This is a genomic window from Vibrio sp. YQ_11, assembly GCF_043103065.1.
GTDB lineage: Bacteria > Pseudomonadota > Gammaproteobacteria > Enterobacterales > Vibrionaceae > Vibrio > Vibrio parahaemolyticus.
On sequence record NZ_JBICJM010000044.1, the window covers coordinates 14293 to 35221 of the forward strand.

General features: G+C 45.2%; 17 protein-coding genes, 4 tRNA genes and 1 other annotated feature. Of the genes, 13 read left to right on the forward strand and 8 right to left on the reverse strand.

The window, feature by feature from the left end; translation table 11 throughout:
* Window positions 1-12: 12 nt before the first annotated feature.
* The 4 genes from trpD to ACF8EG_RS17360 form a co-directional block, all read right to left on the reverse strand.
* Window positions 13-1011: an anthranilate phosphoribosyltransferase gene (gene trpD / locus ACF8EG_RS17345; protein ID WP_069506503.1), complete on the reverse strand. Its 999-nt coding sequence runs from the start codon at window positions 1009-1011 to the stop codon at window positions 13-15.
* A gap of 19 nt (window positions 1012-1030) precedes the next feature.
* Entirely contained in the window at window positions 1031-1621 is a 591-nt protein-coding gene (locus tag ACF8EG_RS17350) for an aminodeoxychorismate/anthranilate synthase component II (RefSeq protein WP_020840975.1), read from the reverse strand.
* Between the two features lie 5 nt (window positions 1622-1626).
* Entirely contained in the window at window positions 1627-3204 is a 1578-nt protein-coding gene (locus tag ACF8EG_RS17355) for an anthranilate synthase component 1 (protein ID WP_069506506.1), read from the reverse strand.
* Window positions 3205-3329: 125 nt separating this feature from the next.
* Window positions 3330-3433: a sequence feature (Trp leader region), on the reverse strand.
* Window positions 3380-3505, reverse strand: a complete 126-nt coding sequence (locus ACF8EG_RS17360) for a trp operon leader peptide (RefSeq protein WP_005465085.1) — start codon at window positions 3503-3505, stop codon at window positions 3380-3382. (Overlaps the previous feature by 54 nt.)
* Window positions 3506-3600: 95 nt before the next feature.
* Here ACF8EG_RS17360 and ACF8EG_RS17365 point away from each other — a divergent pair, with 95 nt between their 5' ends.
* On the forward strand, window positions 3601-4458 hold the full coding sequence (locus tag ACF8EG_RS17365) for a PHP domain-containing protein (RefSeq protein ID WP_005465084.1): 858 nt from the start codon (window positions 3601-3603) through the stop codon (window positions 4456-4458).
* Between the two features lie 109 nt (window positions 4459-4567).
* Window positions 4568-5188 carry an L-threonylcarbamoyladenylate synthase gene (locus tag ACF8EG_RS17370; protein WP_017448415.1) on the forward strand — a complete coding sequence of 207 codons (621 nt, stop codon included), beginning with the start codon at window positions 4568-4570 and terminating at the stop codon, window positions 5186-5188.
* A gap of 89 nt (window positions 5189-5277) precedes the next feature.
* Here ACF8EG_RS17370 and ACF8EG_RS17375 read toward each other — a convergent pair whose 3' ends face one another.
* Window positions 5278-5988 carry a calcium-binding protein gene (locus ACF8EG_RS17375; protein WP_025441656.1) on the reverse strand — a complete coding sequence of 237 codons (711 nt, stop codon included), beginning with the start codon at window positions 5986-5988 and terminating at the stop codon, window positions 5278-5280.
* Between the two features lie 344 nt (window positions 5989-6332).
* Here ACF8EG_RS17375 and rluB point away from each other — a divergent pair, with 344 nt between their 5' ends.
* Window positions 6333-7271: a 23S rRNA pseudouridine(2605) synthase RluB gene (gene rluB / locus ACF8EG_RS17380; RefSeq protein WP_005465081.1), complete on the forward strand. Its 939-nt coding sequence runs from the start codon at window positions 6333-6335 to the stop codon at window positions 7269-7271.
* 150 nt (window positions 7272-7421) lie between these two features.
* Here rluB and ACF8EG_RS17385 read toward each other — a convergent pair whose 3' ends face one another.
* On the reverse strand, window positions 7422-7742 hold the full coding sequence (locus ACF8EG_RS17385; RefSeq protein WP_005465080.1) for an HI1450 family dsDNA-mimic protein: 321 nt from the start codon (window positions 7740-7742) through the stop codon (window positions 7422-7424).
* Between the two features lie 2 nt (window positions 7743-7744).
* Window positions 7745-8311 carry an elongation factor P-like protein YeiP gene (gene yeiP / locus ACF8EG_RS17390; RefSeq protein ID WP_005465079.1) on the reverse strand — a complete coding sequence of 189 codons (567 nt, stop codon included), beginning with the start codon at window positions 8309-8311 and terminating at the stop codon, window positions 7745-7747.
* Window positions 8312-8497: 186 nt separating this feature from the next.
* On the opposite strand from yeiP, the gene ACF8EG_RS17395 reads away from it, so the two are divergent.
* A complete protein-coding gene (locus ACF8EG_RS17395; RefSeq protein ID WP_005488521.1) occupies window positions 8498-9265 on the forward strand; it encodes a nucleotidyltransferase domain-containing protein in 768 nt (255 codons plus the stop codon).
* Here ACF8EG_RS17395 and ACF8EG_RS17400 read toward each other — a convergent pair.
* A complete protein-coding gene (locus ACF8EG_RS17400; RefSeq protein WP_069506509.1) occupies window positions 9262-11625 on the reverse strand; it encodes a DNA polymerase II in 2364 nt (787 codons plus the stop codon). The two genes, ACF8EG_RS17395 and ACF8EG_RS17400, sit on opposite strands and share 4 nt — an antisense overlap.
* 499 nt (window positions 11626-12124) lie before the next feature.
* On the opposite strand from ACF8EG_RS17400, the gene uvrY reads away from it, so the two are divergent.
* From uvrY to ACF8EG_RS17445, 9 genes are all read left to right on the forward strand, one after another.
* The gene (uvrY, locus tag ACF8EG_RS17405) at window positions 12125-12769 is read left to right on the forward strand and encodes a UvrY/SirA/GacA family response regulator transcription factor (RefSeq protein ID WP_005386783.1); all 645 of its coding nucleotides are present in this window, start codon (window positions 12125-12127) and stop codon (window positions 12767-12769) included.
* A gap of 1 nt (window position 12770) precedes the next feature.
* Complete coding sequence (gene uvrC / locus ACF8EG_RS17410) at window positions 12771-14603, forward strand: excinuclease ABC subunit UvrC (RefSeq protein WP_079858937.1); 1833 nt, start codon at window positions 12771-12773, stop codon at window positions 14601-14603.
* A gap of 46 nt (window positions 14604-14649) precedes the next feature.
* Window positions 14650-15207, forward strand: a complete 558-nt coding sequence (pgsA, locus tag ACF8EG_RS17415; protein ID WP_005494716.1) for a CDP-diacylglycerol--glycerol-3-phosphate 3-phosphatidyltransferase — start codon at window positions 14650-14652, stop codon at window positions 15205-15207.
* Between the two features lie 390 nt (window positions 15208-15597).
* Window positions 15598-15671 (forward strand) — tRNA-Cys (locus ACF8EG_RS17420).
* Window positions 15672-15708: 37 nt separating this feature from the next.
* Window positions 15709-15784 (forward strand) — tRNA-Gly (locus tag ACF8EG_RS17425).
* Between the two features lie 76 nt (window positions 15785-15860).
* Window positions 15861-15947, forward strand: a tRNA-Leu gene (locus tag ACF8EG_RS17430).
* 10 nt (window positions 15948-15957) lie between these two features.
* Window positions 15958-16033 (forward strand) — tRNA-Gly (locus ACF8EG_RS17435).
* 736 nt (window positions 16034-16769) lie between these two features.
* Entirely contained in the window at window positions 16770-19646 is a 2877-nt protein-coding gene (locus tag ACF8EG_RS17440; RefSeq protein ID WP_069506516.1) for a pyridoxal phosphate-dependent class III aminotransferase, read from the forward strand.
* Between the two features lie 18 nt (window positions 19647-19664).
* Window positions 19665-20918 (forward strand): carboxynorspermidine synthase, encoded by a 1254-nt coding sequence (locus tag ACF8EG_RS17445; RefSeq protein ID WP_069506518.1) that lies wholly within the window; start codon window positions 19665-19667, stop codon window positions 20916-20918.
* Window positions 20919-20929 lie beyond the last annotated feature (11 nt).

Sequence of the window (20929 nt, forward strand, 5' to 3'; positions counted from 1 at the left end):
TTCATCTGTTCCTTAAGCGTGCGCGGCAAGTTGCTGTATCAATTGGTAAGCTTTGCCTGAGTTCATAGCCTCGATCGCTTGCTGCGTGTTGGCTTTTAAATCTTCGTGGCCGAATAAACGCATTAGAAGTGCGACGTTAACCGCGACTGCGCCTAATTGTGCGTCTGTACCTTTACCCGTCAGAATGTTGGTGATTATTGCTTTGTTTTCTTCCGGGTCGCCGCCTTTAATGGCTTCTAACGGGTGAGACTCTAGACCAAAATCTTCTGGCGTCAGCGTGTATTCGGTGATCTTGCCATCTTTGATTTCGGCAACCGTTGTTGTACCGTGAATGGCCACTTCATCCAATCCGCTACCATGTACGACAGCGGCGCGCTTCATACCCATTTGTAGCATGGTTTCTGCGATAGGACGAACCAGTTCTTCACTGTAGACGCCCATTAATTCGATGTTTGGACGTGCAGGGTTAATCAACGGGCCAAGAATGTTGAAAATGGTGCGCGTTTTCATGGTTTGGCGCACAGGCATCGCGTGGCGAACGCCTCCGTGATATTGAGGCGCGAACAAGAAGGCAACGCCAATGTCGTCAACCGCTTTGCGGGTGTCTTCAGCACTCATTGCTAGGTTGATGCCAAACGAGTCCAGTAAGTCAGAAGAGCCCGATTTACTTGATACGCTGCGGTTGCCGTGTTTTGCGACCTTTAGGCCACATGCTGCTGCAACAAAGGCGGCCGTCGTCGAGATATTGATAGTATTGTGACCATCGCCCCCTGTCCCTACGATGTCTGCAAAGTCGTAATCAGGACGAGGGAACGGGTTCGCATTCGCCAGTAGGGCTTTTGCTGCACCGGCAATTTCATCAGGCGTTTCGCCTTTGATCTTTAATGCTGTTAATGCCGATGCCATTAAAATTGGATCAAGCTCGCCGCGAATAATAATGTCGAATAGCTGTTGGCTTTCTTCTTGAGTCAGTGATTGCTGTTCGTACAGTTTGTTGATGATTGCTTCCATAGTTTCTCTCCCCATTTCCTTATGCGTTATTTTTCTCAAGCGCCCATTCAATCGCGTTGCCCAACAAGGTTGCGCCGTAAGTCGTCATTATTGACTCTGGGTGGAACTGAAATCCGCAAACTTTATCTTGTTCGTGCACAACAGACATGACCAAATTGTCGACTTCGGCAGTGATGGTCAGGCTTTCTGGTACCTTTGTCGCCACTAAAGAATGGTAACGCGCAATTGCAAGTGGCGATGGCAGATTTTGATAAATTGCGTGGTCTTGGTGCTCCATCATCGACACTTTGCCGTGGATGATTTCACCAGCGCCAGCGACAGTACCGCCATATGCTTCAACAATCGCTTGGTGACCAAGACAAATACCAATCATTGGCACTTTGCCTTTCATTCGTTGAATCAGCTCTGGCATCGAACCAGCTTCTGATGGCGCACCTGGCCCCGGTGATAGCAGAACGACGGGGTTTTCGAGCTCGTTTATTGCTTGTTCGATGGTTTCTGCCGGAATGTGGTTACGATAAATTGTGACTGAGTGACCTAATGAGCGGAATTGGTCCACAAGGTTATAGGTGAACGAGTCAAAGTTATCGATGAATACGATATTCGCCATGTCTGCTACTCCTTGTTCGCAGGTTGAGAATGCGCTGCTTGAATAGCAGAGATAACCGCTTGAGCTTTTCCGCGTGTTTCATCGGCTTCCGCTTGAGGGTCAGAATCGAATACCACGCCTGCACCTGCTTGTACTTGAGCAATGCCGTTTTCCACGTAAGCCGAGCGAATCACGATACAAGTGTCGAGCGTGCCTTCTCCTGTCAGGTAGCCTACCGCTCCGCCATAGCTGCCACGACGAGCACCTTCAACATCGCGAATCAGTTGCATTGCACGAATCTTAGGCGCCCCAGTTAACGTGCCCATGTTCATACAAGCTTGGTAAGCGTGCAAAGCATCAAGGTCATCGCGCAACTGGCCAACCACGCGAGACACCAAGTGCATAACATGGCTATAGCGGTCGACTTTAAGGAGATCGGCAACATGACGAGTACCAGCTTGCGAGATGCGCGCTACATCATTACGAGCTAGGTCTACCAACATCATATGTTCAGCGTTCTCTTTTTTGTCGCTACGCAGTTCAAGTTCAATACGGCTATCTAAATCAAAATCGATTTCGCCATTTGGACGTTTACCGCGACGGCGAGTCCCTGCAATTGGGTAGATCTCTATTTGGTTGGTGTCGGTTTCATACTTCAACGCACTTTCTGGAGACGCACCAAACAAAGTGAACAGCTCATCTTGCATGTAGAACATGTAAGGGCTTGGGTTGCTTTGCTTTAGCTCTTTGTAAGCTGCCAACGGAGAAGGGCAAGGCAATGTGAATCTACGAGAAGGAACCACTTGGAAAATATCGCCTTTTACCACGAATTCTTTTAGATCACGGACGATTTGACAGAAGTCTGGATCCGAAACGCTTGGTTGAGCTGTGATATTGGCCACTTGCGTTGCGTCTGGAAGGCGCTTTGGCGATGTGCATTGAGCTCGGATATCTTCGATTCGACTTTCTAGCGCTGCTTTTTGCGAGCCGTCAGCGAACAATGTTGCTTGCAGTTGGCAGGATTCTGTTTGGTGATCTACAACCAGCAATGTTTCCGCGACATAGAAGACGTAATCCGGACACTGGTTTGTTGCCACCGCATCTCCTAATGGTTCGAAGTTCGCCACCAAGTCATACGCAAATAGGCCACCAAGGAAAATGGCATGTTTGTCTTGCGAAGAAAGATCAAAACTGTGCTGTACTAAACGAAGCGCATCAAAAGAAGAAGCTTCTCGTAGACGAGAATCTTCATCAATCGTATCGCATGGTTGGATGAATTCTAAAGTCAGTGTTTCGCCGTCAAATTGGCTTGCGACTTCGCCACGTACGTTTTGATTCAAATGCGTCAGTAGGTTTTTGCCGTTCTCCGTTAGAGCATGAAAGCTGACGGTATGTCCATAACAAACGATGCGAACCGCAGAATCGACGATTAACAGCGATTTGAGATTCTGTTTAGAATCAATTTCAGCCGATTCTAAAAGCAAGCTATCCGTTTTGTTCTCACAAATAGTATGGAACAGACGGGTTGGGTCTTGAGTGTAAGGAACAGAAGCTTTTAATACTTCCAGTTGTCCAAGTTTCTTAATTTCAATGGCCTTGTTCACAAGACCTCCTTGTAGCTGTTTTAATCGTCCTGCAGTACATAGTCGCATAAAGCAAACGTTCTCCCAATCAAGAGTTGGTCATATCCGATTAATGTTTAGGCAGTTGAATGTGAGTTGGGCGACAAAATAAAAAGCCCGCTTGAGTAGCGGGCTTTATGACGTTTGTTTTTCTAAACTAGAAGTACACGTTAGCCCACCAAGAACTTGTCCAAGTGCGCCACCAAGCAAGATCTGCTGAGTTTGTCTTATTAAGACAAACAGCAACTTTCGCTTTTTGGTTCTGGTTAAATTCTTGTAACATAGTGAGCCTTAAATTACGTGCTTTGTATTTGTGTACTAGTTAACTAGTGCGAGAGTAAAAAGTCAACCCCAAAACAGCATTAAAACGACAAAAATATGAGAATTGATTTACATAGTCACACCACGGCGTCCGATGGTCGATTAGAACCGAAAGATTTAGTGGATAGGGCACTGGGTTTTGATATCGAGGTTTTGGCGATTACAGATCACGACACGGTTGACGGTTTAGCGCGTGCCAAGCAATACGTTGAAGAGAACGACTTGCCGATAAAAATCATTAACGGTATTGAAATATCAACCGTTTGGCAGAATAAAGATATCCATATCGTTGGTTTGAATATTGATCCTGAAAATCCTGCATTAGCGGCATTGATTGAGCAACAAAAGCAACATCGTGTGGCTCGTTCTGAGCTGATCGCTTCTCGTCTGCAAAAGGCCACTCGTGAAGGGGTGTTAGAAGAAGTTCAGCAACTGGCTGGTGACGCGCCGATTACCCGAGCTCACTTTGCTAAGTGGTTAGTTGATAATGGTTATGCGAAAACCATGCAAATGGTGTTCAAAAAGTATCTCACTCGCAATAACCCGGGTTATGTACCGCCAAATTGGTGTTCAATGAAAGAGGCTGTCGATGCTATCCATGCCGCTGGTGGTAAAGCGGTATTGGCGCATCCGGGCAGATATCAGTTGACAGCAAAGTGGATTAAGCGTCTTCTAGCTGCGTTTGTTGAGGCTAACGGAGATGCAATGGAAGTTGCTCAACCGCAGCAAGCACAACAAGAAAGACGCAACTTGGCTGATTATGCTATACAATACAAACTATTAGCCTCTCAAGGCAGCGATTTTCACTATCCATCTCCTTGGATGGAATTAGGCAGAAACCTGTGGTTACCTGCAGGTGTTGAACCCGTTTGGAAAGATTGGGGCATCGATCCTTCGTTGGATGTATCCAAGTAACGTCAAGACGTTAGTTTCAGCGAGAATGACTTGGGTATAATGCTCAACAAGACGGCATTCAAGCTCCACAAAAATATAGAGCCGAGAGGCTCGATAATGAGGAATTACAATGAGCCAGTTTTTTTACGTTCATCCAGAAAACCCACAGGCTCGCTTGATCAATCAAGCAGTAGCAATCATTCGTAATGGCGGTGTCGTGGTTTACCCGACAGATTCAGGGTATGCACTTGGTTGCCAATTGGAGAACAAACAAGCGCTAGAGCGCATTTGTCAGATTCGTCGCTTAGATGATAAGCACAACTTCACGTTGTTGTGTCGCGATTTGTCAGAAATTTCTCTGTATGCGCGCGTGGACAACGGAGCATTCCGACTACTGAAAAACAACACTCCTGGTCCTTACACGTTCATCTTCAAAGGTACGAAGGAAGTTCCTCGTCGCTTGATGAATGCGAAACGTAAGACTATCGGTATTCGTGTGCCAAATAACCAAATCGCATTGGATCTTCTCGAAGCACTGGGTGAGCCATTGATGTCAACGTCATTGATTCTGCCTGGTAGCGATGTGACAGAGTCTGATCCGGAAGATATCCGCGACAAACTTGAACATGCAGTTGATGTGATTCTGAATGGTGGTTACTTAGGTGAGCAACCTACTACAGTGATTGACTTCAGCGAAGGTGATCCAGAAGTGGTTCGAATTGGTTCTGGTGATCCATCACCATTCGAATAAGTTGAAATATCAACATAAACAAAAGGAGGCTATCAGCCTCCTTTTTCATTATTTATACTTGAGCAGTGTTTATGCCGAATAAAGATGGCTTATGCGAATTCGAAAATGTCGATACCGTGGTGTTCAGCATAGTTTATGTAAGCTGAATTAACGCCATTTAGCGTGACTTCTACGTTGTATTCTTCGCTAGAGAATACTGCCCAACCACATTCGTTGTAGCTAAGGGTCAGATCATCCGCTGAATCTAGGAAAGTATCGCGAATGCCATCTCCATCTGTATCTTTACCCAAATCAAAGACCAGTTTGTCGTGGAAGATATTAAAGTCGAGAACATCGGCTTCTATCTCAATGTCATTGGAGGATACCGGTTGATCAGGAACGCCAATCGCCAGACGGTTGGTAAAGACAAATGTGTCGTCACCACAGCCCCCGCTCAACACTGACTCGCCATCGCCGATCACAAGCGTATCGTTACCCCAGCCCCCACTGAGGAAGTTGTTGCCTGAATAGTCGAAAATAACATCATCACCGCATCCACCGAACAATGAATCATTACCTAGACCACCTGAGATGAAGTCATTCCCAAAACCGCCAGAAATAAAATCGTTGCCACGACCGCCTAGCAGTGTGTCGTCTCCCCAGCCGCCAAAAATATAATCATTGCCGCCGTAGCCTACAAACTTATCGTTACCGCCAAATCCGAAAAAGATGTCGGTGGTTTCAGATCCTTTTGTTCCTGTTAAATCGTCATCTCCGGATGTGCCAAAAATCCAATTTAGGTCAAGATTTGTCTTAGACATTTTTTATTCCTTTTATCTGATTACCATAGCCAGCAAGCTAAATGGGTTATTGTTGTTATAACCCTGACAATTTTATCAGCTGAGACCGTTTGAAAGAGGATAGGAACGACCCATAATAGTTCGATTCTGCATGGGAATATCTCATACTTAGTAGGACAAAAGTTGGGCCGAGAGTTTGTCTTGAACGGTAAATTGTGGGCGGAGAATTGGCAGGATTTCACTTACATTAAATGCAAGAATCGCGTATAATGACCGACCGAAAAAATCCCATCTACATGGGTAACTTGCACAATGAAGGCCAATTCTGGTCTCGACGTCTGTGAAGACGACACATAGGTAGATAAATGAGCGAAAAGTTACAAAAAGTATTAGCACGTGCTGGACACGGTTCTCGTCGTGAGATCGAATCGTTAATTAAATCCGGACGCGTAAGCGTGAACGGTGTGGTCGCTAAACTTGGTGAAAGACTGGAAGATGAGAGCAGTGTAGTTCGTATCGATGGTCACATTGTATCTGCAAAGGTTCAAGAAGAAGTGATCTGTCGTGTACTTGCGTACTACAAACCTGAGGGTGAGCTGTGTACTCGTCATGACCCAGAAGGCCGTCGCACGGTTTTCGACCGTCTGCCAAAAATTCGTGGCTCTCGTTGGATCTCTGTTGGTCGTTTGGATGCAAACACGTCTGGTCTGCTACTTTTCACTACTGATGGTGAATTAGCAAACCGTCTAATGCACCCAAGTCGCCAAGTTGAGCGTGAATACCTAGTGCGTGTGTTTGGTGAAGTAACCGAACAAAAAGTTCGTAATCTAGTAAAAGGGGTTGAACTGGAAGACGGTTTAGCTCGCTTTGAAGACGTTGTCTACGCAGGTGGTGAAGGTATGAACCACACTTTCTACGTAGTGATCAACGAAGGTCGTAACCGTGAAGTTCGTCGTCTATGGGAATCTCAAGAGTGTACCGTTAGCCGTCTGAAACGTGTTCGTTACGGTGATATCTTCCTAGACAAAAAACTGCCTCGTGGCGGTTGGATGGAACTGGATCTGAAAGAAGTAAACTACCTGCGTGAGCTTGTAGAACTTCGCCCAGAGAAAGAAACCATGCTAGATTTGAGCAAGGATAATACGTCACGTAAGCGTGAACGTGCTCGCAGCCAAAAAATCCGCCGCGCGGTTAAGCGCCATGAAGAACGTGTAAGCACGTCTAAAGGTCGCAGCAACAATCCTGCTCGTCGTAAGCCAAAGAAAAATGCTGGCGAACAAGGTGCACGCAACAAGCATCGTTAATCGAGAACGAAAAACGAAAATCAGAAAGGCTTGCCAACTGGCAGGCCTTTTTCTTATACGCAAAAAGGCCAGTTTTCTATCTTCGGTGATGTTTGAAGATAAAAAAACACCAGCACTAGGCTGGTGTTTTTATTTATAAGAGAAGGAGCGTTAGTCGCGCTTCCAAAGCATATGGCAGAACTTATGTTCTGGGTCTCGGCTGATTAGCATACGAGCGAATACGTCATCAAGTACGTCATTTTCTTCGTTTACTAGGCCGATTCTAACTTCTGCATACACTTCTTTGTCGACCTCAAAGCCCACATGTTCAACCCAGTCTTCACCAGTTTCAACAAGTTCTGCGGCACCGCGATCTTCAAATTGAGCAGTAAACAGAATGACATCAGCTGGCTCTAGATTGTCTGGAGCCATTTCAAGGAAGATGTCGTACGCTGCGTCGATAACGTCGTCGTAAGAAATCAAATCAGACATGCTTATGCTCGGCTCATGTATTTACGTTCAGCAGTGTTGATAACTACACGGTCACCAGTTGCGATGTATTCTGGAACTTGAACCACTAGACCTGAAGCAAAACGCGCAGGTTTAGTACGAGCAGAAGCTGAAGCGCCTTTGATTGAAGGGTCAGTTTCTTCGATGACTAGTTCAACAGAAGAAGGCAGTTCAAGACCTACAGCAGAACCGTCCACAAGGATAATGTGAATACCTTGCGTGTCTTCGTTGATGAACAACATGTCGTCTTCAACTTCATTGTGTTTGAATGTGTACTGTGAGTAGTCTTCGTTATCCATAAAGATATGCTCATCGCCGTCAGCGTATGAGTACACAACTGCTCGTTTGTTCATCTCAACTGTTTCTACAACGTCATCAGACTTGTAACGCTCGTCTACGCGTGCGCCAGTTGTTAGATCTGTACAACGCATTTTGTAGATTTTAGCGCCGCCACGACCGCCAGGAGTCGTTACTTCGATGTCTTTAACTAGAAGAGTTTTACCATTAGACTCGATTGCGAAGCCTTTTTTGATTTCACTTGCCTTTGGCATTGTATATTCCTATTCATACTTATTAAGCAAAACTCGCTGATTATAGCGCTAAGTTTGTTGTGTGGCACCAAAATTCATCGTGATTGTTGGATCAAGATTAAACGTTTGATTAGGCTTGATTCCGAATTGGGGCTAGGGGATCATAAGCGAATCTTACTGACAAACTTTGAGCGCGCTTTTTAATCCATGTCTCTTCCAGTTATCGATCCTAAACAACCTTTTCAACCAGAGTTTGCTCCTTTAATCAAAGAAGTGTTGATGTGCCTAACAGGCGGTCTAGGGCAAAATCTTCACAGCGTTTATGTGTACGGAAGTGTTGCGCGAAAAACGGCAATAGCAGGAAAGTCCAACCTGGATTTAGTTGTGGTGACAAAGTCGATGTTTGAGAACAACCGAGCGACGCTGCTCAATACTATAAAGTGGCGAGCTCAGCAAAATCACCCGCAAGTCAAGGGAGTGGCGATAAGAACAGCACTTGTTAGCGAAGTTGCCAATCTTGATAGCATTTTTACTTGGGGCTTTATGCTCAAGCACTGCTGTGTTTGTGTGCATGGAGATGACTTGGCTGATTGTTTTGGCGATTATGTGCCGAGTTGGGAAATTGCTAAGCACTGGAATATGGATGTTGAAGAATGGCTAGCGGTGTATCGAGCTAAGATTGTTCAGGCGACAAGCCTTGAGGAGCAAGTTCGTGCGCAGGTAGTCATCGCTAAAAAGTTATTAAGAGCTTCTTACTCTTTGGTGATGTATCGCGATAAGCGCTGGTTTGATGATCCAATAGAATGTGGTGAAGTGTTTTTGCAATATCATCCCGAGAAAAAACTGGAGATTGACCGCCTCTGCATATTGTTATCTGGAAGGCCAATTCCCAAGCGTTCGGTCATTGGCCTAATTGATGCTTTCGGTGGCTGGCTCGTGAAGCAGTACCAAAAGACTGAGTTTCGTATTGGTTAGAACAGTCCCATCTGTGGTGCTGAGAGGGTTTCAAAGTCTGTGCCGATAAATGGCAGAATCGCATCTGCAACAGGCTTTAGCTGCTTGTCGATGTAGTGCTGGTAGTCGATAGGACTGTTACGGTATTCATGAGGCTCAGGGCCATTTAGGGTAATCAAATACTCTATGCGCCCACGATTTTGATACTGTAAAGGTCGACCAAGCTTGGCATTAATGTCGTCGGCTAAACGTGCTGCACGCACTTGAGGTGGAATGTTTTTTTGGTACTCATGCAGCTTTCGGCGTAGTCGCTTTTGATAAACCAATTGGTCATCAAACTCCCCATTATTGGTTTTTTCTACTACTTCACGCACATAGTCACTCGGGTCTTCGCCGTGAAATACCATTCGATAGAGCGTGTTTTGGAATTTTTGCGCTAATGGCGTCCAGTCGGTACGCGCACTTTCTAGCCCTTTGAATACAATGCGCTCTTGTTCTCCTTCACCAATTAAACCCGCATAACGTTTTTTCGAGCCCGTTTCCGCGCCACGAATAGTTGGCATCAGAAACTTGCGGTAGTGAGTTTCATATTCAATTTCAAGCATTGAAGTGAGGTTATACTCAGCGCGAAGATGCTCTTGCCACCAAGAGTTTATGTATTCAACCAAGTGATTGCCGACTTCATCCGCTTCCGCTTGGCTGTATGAACCATTCAAAGAGACAAATGTTGAGTCTGTATCTCCATAAATCACTTGATAGCCTTTGTTTTCAATCAGCACTTTAGTTTGCTTCATGATTTCATGCCCACGCATGGTGATGCTGGAAGCTAATCGAGTATCAAAGAAACGACATCCCGATGAGCCCAATACGCCATAAAACGAGTTCATGATGATTTTGATTGCTTGAGAAAAGGCTTTCTCGTTGTTTTTCTTCGCAACATCTCGTGCCGCCCAAAGCTTTTCGATCATCTCTGGCAAAAAGTGTTTCGAACGATGAAACTGACCACCACGAAAACCAGCCACGGCTTGATCGTCATCCTTACCAATGTCCAGTAATAAACCTTCGACCAAACCCATTGGGTCGATCAAGAAAGAGCGAATAATAGAGGGATATAGACTCTTAAAATCCAGCACTAAAACTGAGTCATAAAGGTTAGGGATAGAGTCCATTACGTAACCGCCGGGACTCGCAATCCAGTTTTCAGGGTGCAAATTGGGTGCGACGTAACCTGCTCGATGAATTTGTGGCAAATAAAGATTGGTGAACGCCGCGACTGAGCCTCCGACGCGATCCAACTCAACTCCCGTCAACCTCGACCGTTCAATAGCAAACGCGAGGAGATGAGTGTGCTCGAAGATTTTGTTTACCAGCACGCAGTCTTGCAGGTTGTATTTGGCAAGTGAAGGCTTATCGGAGCGATACATGCGATTGATTTCGTCCATACGGTCATGCACGTTATGGATCTCTTTGCCTTCACCGAGTAATTCTTGTGAAACCGATTCTAATGACCAAGACCGAAAGTGATAAGTCGCGGTTTTTAGTGTATCAATGCCATCGAGTACTACACGTCCGGGAATTGAGATAAACCCCTGTTGGCTTTGGGATGAGCTACGAAAGAAGCTTGGCTGATCGGCGCGACCCAACATCAACTTCATGTTGTGCCATTCCGCACGTTTATGAAGGAGACGAAAATCGAAGTCGATAACATTCCAACCAACAATAACATCAGGATCGAACGACTTAAACCAAGCAATCAATGCTTCGAGTAGTGCTTTTTCATTTTGAACCCATTGAATATTTGTTTCAGCTGGTTCTGGTTCTCCAATCATAATGACTCGAGAGTCATGAGGGCTATCCAAACCGATGGAGTAAAGAACGCCTTTTTCTGAACACTCCAAGTCTAGCGAAACGACATGCAACTTAGGCTCATAGTCACCACTTCGACACTTTGCATTCTGGATACGTTGAAAGCCATTTCGCGATTGCTGATGACCTGTAAACTCCACACTCCCTTTAATAAAGCGCTCCATTAGATAGCGGTCAGCGAGTCGTATATCGCCTTCGTAAGTCACGATATCTTGCTGTGAGAGCAGATCTTGTAATACGAGTGCTTCTTTGGTTACTTTCGTATAGCAAGCTGCGAGAGGGGTATGCTCGAACGTTTTCAGTTCAAGAGTTCGAATTTCAACTTGAATACTTTTCGATAGCGCCAGGTTTTGGGTTTGCTCAATGTGCTCTTGAGCGATGAAGAACACGGGTTTCTCACCATTGATCAATAGTTGAGTCGGACCTGCTTCTGTCGCGAGCCACAACTCTATCTGAGTTTGGCCTTTGATGTCTCGTGCTTGGCGAGTAAGTAGGAAACCTTGTTGGATGTTCAAAAGAGAGAAACCTTATAAATTTTTCAAGTCGCCATTCTAGCATTATGGACTGTAAAAATAACCAGTAATAGAAAATGGAATTAGATGCTTCTGCATAGTTACTTCTGGCTTGTTTAATCGGAGGTTTTTAGCAATTACAAATGGCTTAAAAAAGGATTTCTAGTTAACGATTTCTGTATATTAAACCACCAGATCTGCCAGTTGTTTTCTCGTTTGCAAGTTAAGTGATTCTCATATATCGAGGTTATATGGATATAGATACTTGATTTGTTGGGGGTAATGTTGTTAATTAGTTTTTCCTAGATTTCGGCTCTGCACATCACGCTCTGAAATAATAGAGTGGTTTATGAATAAGTTCTTGCTAAAGTTTGCGTTTCAGCACATATTCATAGAAAGCAATTTTTTGCCAAATACGTTAGTATATAGGCAGTCATACTGATATCCACATTTAGTAAAGTTATGTGGGTGCAGAGCCAATAAAAAGTGTGGAGATACAAGTTTGATTAATGTTTTCCTTGTAGATGATCACGAGCTGGTTCGCACAGGGATACGACGTATTATTGAAGACGTCCGTGGAATGAACGTAGCAGGAGAAGCTGACAGCGGTGAAGATGCAGTTAAATGGTGTCGCAGTAATCATGCTGACGTCGTTTTAATGGACATGAACATGCCTGGGATTGGCGGCTTGGAAGCCACCAAGAAAATTCTTCGCGTGAATCCAGATGTGAAAATCATCGTACTAACCGTTCATACGGAAAATCCGTTTCCAACCAAAGTGATGCAGGCTGGTGCTTCTGGTTATTTAACCAAAGGTGCAGGGCCGGATGAAATGGTAAATGCAATTCGTGTGGTCAATAGTGGGCAGCGTTACATCTCTCCAGAGATAGCGCAGCAAATGGCATTGAGCCAGTTCTCACCAGCCTCTGAAAACCCATTTAAAGATTTGTCCGAACGTGAACTGCAAATCATGCTTATGATCACGAAAGGTCAGAAAGTAACGGATATTTCTGAGCAACTTAACTTAAGTCCAAAGACCGTCAACAGCTACCGCTATCGACTGTTTAGCAAGCTGGACATTAATGGTGACGTCGAGTTAACACACTTAGCGATTCGCCACGGAATGCTGGACACCGAGACCCTTTAGTGTGAATCCTCCTTTCGATTCGGCTTCCTTTCTCAAGACAGTAACTCATCAGCCCGGCGTGTACCGCATGTACAACGCCGATGCTGTTGTTATTTACGTCGGTAAAGCCAAAGATCTTCAAAAACGCCTTTCTAGTTACTTTCGCAAAAAAGTCGACAGTGAAAAAACACGCGCTTTGGTGAGCAATATTGCCAAAATAGATGTCACGGTGACGCATACCGAGACAGAAGCGCTGATTCTTGAACACAATTACATCAAGCAGTATTTACCGAAATACAACGTGCTTCTGCGTGATGATAAATCGTACCCTTATATATTCATTAGCGGTCATAAACATCCGAGATTGTCGATGCACCGTGGGGCCAAGAAGCGTAAAGGCGAGTATTTTGGTCCTTACCCTGACTCAGGGGCGGTACGAGAAACGCTGCACTTGCTGCAAAAAATATTTCCTGTTAGACAGTGTGAAGATACGGTTTACTCCAATCGAACGCGCCCTTGCTTGATGTATCAAATTGGTCGCTGCGCTGGCCCGTGTGTTAGCTCGATTATCTCAGATGAAGAGTATGCTGAGCTGGTGGGTTTTGTTCGTCTATTTCTGCAAGGTAAAGATCAGCAAGTACTGAAGCAGTTGATAGAGAAAATGGAGGTTGCTAGTCAGCAACTTCGGTTTGAAGACGCGGCAAAGTTTCGTGATCAGATACAAGCGATAAGACGAGTCCAAGAACAGCAATATGTATCGGAAGACAGCATGGACGATATGGATGTGCTGGGTTTTGCGCAAGAGAACGGCATTGCTTGCATCCACATATTGATGATTCGTCAGGGTAAAGTGTTAGGCAGTCGCAGTCATTTCCCTAAGATTCCTCAAAACACGAGCCAACAAGAGGTATTCGATAGCTTTTTGACTCAGTACTACCTGAGCCACAATGAGGCGCGAACAATCCCATCTCGAATAATACTGAACCAAGAGTTGGCCGACGATCTCGAACCCATTCAAAAAGCACTGAGTGAAGTCGCAGGACGTAAGGTTCATTTTCATACTTCTCCGACTGGTGCGAGAGGGAGATATCTTAAGCTGTCTAATACCAATGCACTTACTGCCATCACGACAAAAATCAACCATAAGATGACGATCAACCAACGTTTCAAAGCACTTCGCGAGTCGCTGGGAATGGAGTCTATTATGAGGATGGAGTGTTTTGATATTTCCCATACGATGGGCGAGAGCACTATCGCATCGTGTGTGGTCTTCAACAACGAAGGTCCGGTAAAGCAAGAATACCGACGCTATAACATTACTGGAATCACGGGTGGCGATGATTATGCAGCGATGGGGCAGGCGTTAGAGCGGCGCTACTCAAAGCAGTTGGACGTAGAAAAAATCCCTGACATCATCTTTATTGATGGTGGTAAAGGTCAGTTAAATCGTGCGCATGAAATCATCGCCCAGTATTGGGGAGATTGGCCTAAGCGACCAATCATTATTGGTATTGCCAAAGGTGTAACACGTAAACCTGGCCTTGAAACCTTAATTACGGTTGATGGCGAAGAGTTCAACTTACCAAGTGATGCTCCAGCCTTACACTTGATCCAACATATTCGCGATGAGAGTCATAATCATGCGATTGCGGGTCACAGAGCGAAACGTGGTAAAACTCGACGTACAAGCGCGTTGGAGGGGATTGAAGGTGTTGGGCCAAAACGACGCCAAGCTTTATTGAAATACATGGGTGGATTGCAGGAACTTAAGCGTGCAAGTGTTGAAGAAATCGCCAAAGTACCGGGAATTAGTCACTCTTTAGCAGAAATTATTTTCCAAGCATTGAAACAATAAGGAAAATCCAGCAACATAAACACGCAATGTGTAAGAGAATAATAAAATGCGTTTGAATATCCCGAACATTCTGTCCCTTCTTAGACTGTTCTTAATACCTGTATTCGTGGTTGTCTTCTATCTGCCTTATTCTTGGGCGCCCTTTGCGGCAGCAATGGTGTTCTGGGTTGCAGGTTTTACCGACTGGTTAGATGGCATGCTAGCTCGTAAACTTGGCCAAACTTCAAGGTTTGGTGCGTTTATCGATCCAGTCGCTGATAAAGTACTGGTTGCGACAGCGTTGATTTTGATTACAGAGCACTACCACACCATTTGGGTAACTATCCCTGCTGTAACCATGATTGCGCGAGAGATTATCATCTCTGCATTGCGTGAATGGATGGCTGAAATCGGTAAACGCGCAAGTGTCGCTGTATCGTGGGTTGGTAAAGTAAAAACAGTTTCTCAGATGTTTGCATTATGGGTTCTGATTTGGCGCTATGACGAATGGATGGTTTGGCTAGGCTTTGCCGCTCTGTACGTCGCTACATTCCTAACATATTGGTCGATGGTTCAGTATCTTGCAGCAGCAAAAGATGATTTGCTGAACGAAGAACATCACTAAACGAGATTAAGAAAGCAGGTCGCTATGCCTGCTTTTTTTGTGCATTTCGAATGACTTTCTAAAAATAGAAATGTGATCTTAATCTTGTTTTTTGTTCAGCCGGTGTTTGTTAGATTTGTAATTGTCCAATTATCTCTACTTGAAATGGCGAGAACCTATCGTAGCAGCGGGTGCTGAGTAGCCATAAACTCAAGATAAACAAGTGTAATTGGTCATGTTTTCGTATTAAAACTAATCAATCTACAGTCTTTCGCACAAAATCTGGTCAAACGATTTAAAAAAATAAAAATAGTGTTGACTCGATCGCTCGAATCCGTAGAATGCATCCCGTACCCAAGAGAGCACGGCTTGAAAGGGTGGTGAAAAAAGCGATGCTTACTTCACAAATGAGGCGCCTTGGCAGAGTGGCTATGCAGCGGATTGCAAATCCGTGGACCTCGGTTCGACTCCGGGAGGCGCCTCCATTATTCTTTTGAGAGTGAATTGCTTTCGAGAATAAATGCGACACTAGCTCAGTTGGTAGAGCGCAACCTTGCCAAGGTTGAGGTCACGAGTTCGAACCTCGTGTGTCGCTCCAAATTATAGATATGGCGTTATGCGGTATCAGATGGTGTTTTACTTTTCTGTAAAGGCATTACAAAGAATATTTGTGTGCCCTGGTGGTGGAATTGGTAGACACAAGGGATTTAAAATCCCTCGACGTTCGCGTTGTGCCGGTTCAAGTCCGGCCCGGGGCACCATCTTAAATCTGCGACACTAGCTCAGTTGGTAGAGCGCAACCTTGCCAAGGTTGAGGTCACGAGTTCGAACCTCGTGTGTCGCTCCAGCTTGATAAGCCCAGCTTTTTAGCTGGGCTTTTTCGTATTTGTTGTTTCTCAACAACTTCAAAAAGTAAGTCCGACTCTCGCCAAACAAATAAATGCAAATTCTAAGCTATCTGGGAAACCAGTTCTTTTAAATGCACATCCATACTATTCAACCAGTTTTATTTATGACTTTGTTAGATGCATATCGACAGAACAAGATAAATTCACCTCTATCAAGTAAGTTATTGAGATCAGAATAAGAATGGTTTTGTTGTGATCGCTGTCAACTTATGAATTGTGAAAAGTCGTTGCCAGAAGATTTTATTTTGTGATAAATTCGCGCGCAATCTCGGAGCGTAATTTATGACGCTAGTTCTCTGGGGGATACGCGTAGTGACCATTCAAGCTGATTGTGACACTACGTAGGGTAGGTATCGGTAAAGCCATTTGTCGATAGACGGGATACTAATGCTGTAAATGCAGCATGTTAATGGGAAACCCAACATTGAAACCTTTGAATAAACACACACTAATCAGCTTCATACTGCCGAAATGTCCTGTTTTACAAAACGGTTGCATTACGGAACCTTGATTAATTCCCAGCACAAATAAAAGTCACCGATGTTGTGACTGACTATCTGTATTTGTCTTTTACGTAGCGACAAATGCGGAGGTTTACCTATATCTCCTGTAATTAAATTCAAACGAAAATAAATACAGGTTCGAGAATTATTACAATTCAAGGGATTAAGTAGTATGAGCACTGCCTTTGAAGTCGATAACACTATCGCAAACATTTTTTCTTCTCAGGTTCCTTTTGTTGAGGGAACGTATGACTTAACGCCGGATCAAGTTCTATTAGAACAGGCGGAGCATGAATCTGAGGTTCGTTCTTATCCACGTCGTCTACCGATTGCGATTAAGCAAGCATATGGCTGTTTGGTAGAAGATACTCGTGGTCAAGTCTTCCTAGATTGTCTAGCTGGTGCTGGTACTTTAGCGTTGGGTTACAACCATCCTGAAATTAACCAAGCGTTAAAAGAGCAGTTAGACTCTGGTCTGCCTTATCAAACTCTTGATATTGCCACTTCTGCTAAAACTCACTTTATTAAGTCTGTTAAGTCTTTTCTTCCTCAAGAGCTGGGCGATAACTGTGTTATTCAGTTCTGTGGACCATCGGGTGCTGATGCGGTTGAAGCTGCGATCAAGCTAGCGAAACAAACGACAGGTCGTAATACCATGTTTGCTTTCCGTGGTGCATACCACGGTATGACAAACGGTACGATGGGCATGATGGGTAATTTAGGAACAAAAGCGCGTCGTACTGGCTTAATGTCAGATGTGCACTTTATGCCTTTCCCATACAACCTACGCTGTCCATTTGGTCTTGGCGGTGACGAAGGTGCGAAAGCAAGCATTCGTTATATCGAGCGTTTATTGAATGATGATGAAGCGGGTATCATGAAACCTGCTGCGATCATCGTAGAGCCAGTACAAGGTGAGGGCGGTGTAATTCCTGCTCCAGCATTCTGGTTGCGCGAACTACGTCGTATTTGTGATGAGCACGGTATCCTACTGATTTTTGATGAAATCCAGTGTGGTGTGGGTAAATCTGGTTACAACTTCGCTTTCGAAGAAGCGGGTATCGTGCCTGATGTATTGTGTCTTTCTAAAGCGATTGGCGGCGGCTTGCCAATGTCACTGCTTGTGATCAATAAGCAACACGATACGTGGAAGCCAGGCGAGCACACGGGCACATTCCGTGGTAACCAACTTGCAATGGTTTCAGGTGCTAAAGCGCTTGAAATTATCCGACGTGACAACCTTGTTGAGCATGCGAACGTTGCTGGCCAATACCTACGTTTTGGTCTCGAAAGCATCCAAAAACGTGTTAACTGTATTGCTGAAGTTCGTGGCAAAGGCTTGATGCTAGGCGTTGAAATCAAGAATCCTAACGGCGAGCTTAACAAGTTTGGTGAACCTCTTGCTGACGGTCAGTTGACCCTAGCGATTCAACGTGCTGCGCTTGAGCGTGGTTTGATGGTTGAGAAAGGCGGCCGCGAAGGTTCTGTTATTCGCTTCCTTCCACCACTTATCATTTCATTCGAACAGATTGACTTCGCATTACGTGTGCTTGAAGAAGCGATCATCGCCGCAGGCGGTAGCCACGTTGAAGCTGCACCACAAGAAGAGTGGAAAAAGCACTTCATCCATACCGGTGAACTAGGCAGTGCTGAGTTTGCATCAGTAATGAACCACACAACTGCTGCAATGAAGTCAGTGTTTGAACAAGTTAACGCACCATACTCAGGTATGGAGCCTAAAGCGTTAGAAGATGCGATCAACGCGGTTGACCTAGACAACAAAAATGCGCCACTTAAATCCGTAATCGATGATGCGGCAGAGCTGGTGGCAAAGAACGCTATCTTCACTCAACACCCTGATTGTATCGCGCATTTGCATACGCCTCCTTTAATGCCGGCTGTTGCAGCAGAGGCGATGATTGCAGCACTGAACCAATCAATGGATTCATGGGACCAAGCATCTTCTGCAACTTACGTTGAGCAAAAAGTGGTCAATTGGCTGTGCGGCAAGTACGACTTAGGCGAAAAAGCCGATGGTATTTTCACTAGCGGTGGCACTCAAAGTAACCAAATGGGTTTGATGCTGGCACGTGATTGGATCGCAGATAAGCTAAGTGGTCACTCAATCCAGAAGTTAGGTCTGCCTGACTACGCTGACAAACTTCGCATCGTATGTTCTAAGAAATCACACTTCACAGTTCAAAAGTCTGCATCTTGGATGGGGCTTGGTGAGAAAGCGGTGATGACTGTGGATGCAAACGCTGATGGCACCATGGATATCACGAAGCTAGATGAAGTGATTGCGCAAGCGAAAGCTGAAGGGCTAATTCCATTTGCGATTGTTGGTACTGCGGGTACGACGGATCACGGTGCAATTGATGACCTAGACTTCATCGCCGACATGGCAGTCAAGCACGACATGTGGATGCATGTGGATGGTGCTTACGGTGGTGCGCTGATCCTTAGCAGTCATAAGTCTCGCCTGAAAGGCGTTGAGCGCGCTCACTCTATCAGTGTCGATTTCCACAAATTGTTCTACCAAACAATCAGCTGTGGCGCACTTTTGGTGAACGACAAGTCGAACTTTAAGTTCTTGCTTCATCACGCAGATTACTTGAACCGTGAGCACGATGAGCTACCAAACTTGGTCGATAAATCCATCGCGACAACCAAACGTTTTGATGCATTGAAAGTCTTTATGACCATGCAAAACGTGGGTCCGAAGGCACTGGGTGACATGTACGATCATCTACTCGCTCAAACGCTTGAAGTGGCTGACATGATCCGTACAAACGATCAGTTTGAACTACTAGCTGAGCCTTCACTGTCGACGGTATTGTTCCGTGCAACACACGAAACAGCAGATCTTGATGAACTGAACAAAGCGCTACGTTTAGAAGCGTTGACTCGCGGTATCGCGGTATTGGGTGAAACCATTGTCGACGGTAAAACCGCGCTTAAATTTACGATTTTGAACCCGTGTCTAACGACTTCGGACTTTGAATCTTTGCTCTCTAAAATCAATACGCTAGCAGTTGAGCTAGTTTAACAAAGGTAACGGAAAACTATGGCAATTCTACAGATTGGTGCAGGCGGCGTTGGCTGGGTAGTTGCACACAAAGCAGCACAAAACAACGACGTTCTGGGTGATATCACAATCGCATCACGTACCGTAGGTAAGTGTGAGAAAATCATCGAATCGATTCAGAAGAAAAACAATCTGAAAGATTCAACTAAGAAACTAGAAGCTCGTGCAGTAAATGCTGACGACGTAGATTCTCTTGTTGCTTTGATTGAAGAAGTGAAGCCGGACCTAGTCATCAACGCAGGTCCTCCTTGGGTAAACATGCCAATCATGGAAGCGTGTTACCGAGCAAAAGTTTCATACCTAGATACATCAGTCGCGGTTGACCTATGTTCAGAAGGTCAACAAGTCCCTGAAGCTTACGATTGGCAATGGGGCTACCGTGAGAAGTTCGAAGAAGCGGGCATCACTGGCATCTTAGGCGCTGGTTTCGATCCAGGCGTAGTTTCTGTGTTTGCAGCATACGCAGTAAAACACCTGTTCGACGAGATCGACACAATCGACGTGATGGATGTAAACGCGGGTGATCACGGTAAGAAGTTTGCAACGAACTTTGACCCAGAAACCAATATGCTAGAGATCCAAGGTGACTCTTTCTACTGGGAAAATGGCGAGTGGAAGCAAGTACCTTGTCACTCACGTATGCTTGAGTTCGAATTCCCGAACTGTGGCTCGCACAAAGTGTACTCAATGGCGCACGACGAAGTGCGTTCAATGAAAGAGTTTATCCCTGCGAAACGTATTGAGTTCTGGATGGGCTTTGGTGATCGTTACCTTAACTACTTCAACGTAATGTGCGACATCGGCTTACTAAGTCCAGATCCGCTAACGCTGCACGATGGCACAGTAGTACAGCCTCTTCATGTATTGAAAGCGCTACTACCAGATCCAACGTCTCTAGCGCCGGGTTACACAGGTTTAACGTGTATCGGTACTTGGGTTCAAGGTAAGAAAGACGGCAAAGAGCGTAGCGTATTCATCTACAACAACGCTGACCACGAAGTGGCATACGAAGATGTAGAGCATCAAGCGATCTCTTACACAACAGGTGTACCAGCGATCACAGCCGCACTTCAATTCTTCCGTGGCAAGTGGGCTGACAAAGGCGTGTTCAACATGGAGCAGCTAGACCCAGATCCGTTCCTAGAAACAATGCCAGAAATCGGTCTAGATTGGCATGTTCAGGAGCTGGAACCGGCTCAAGGGCTACCAGTCATCCACGAGCTTAAAAAATAAGCAGTTAAGCT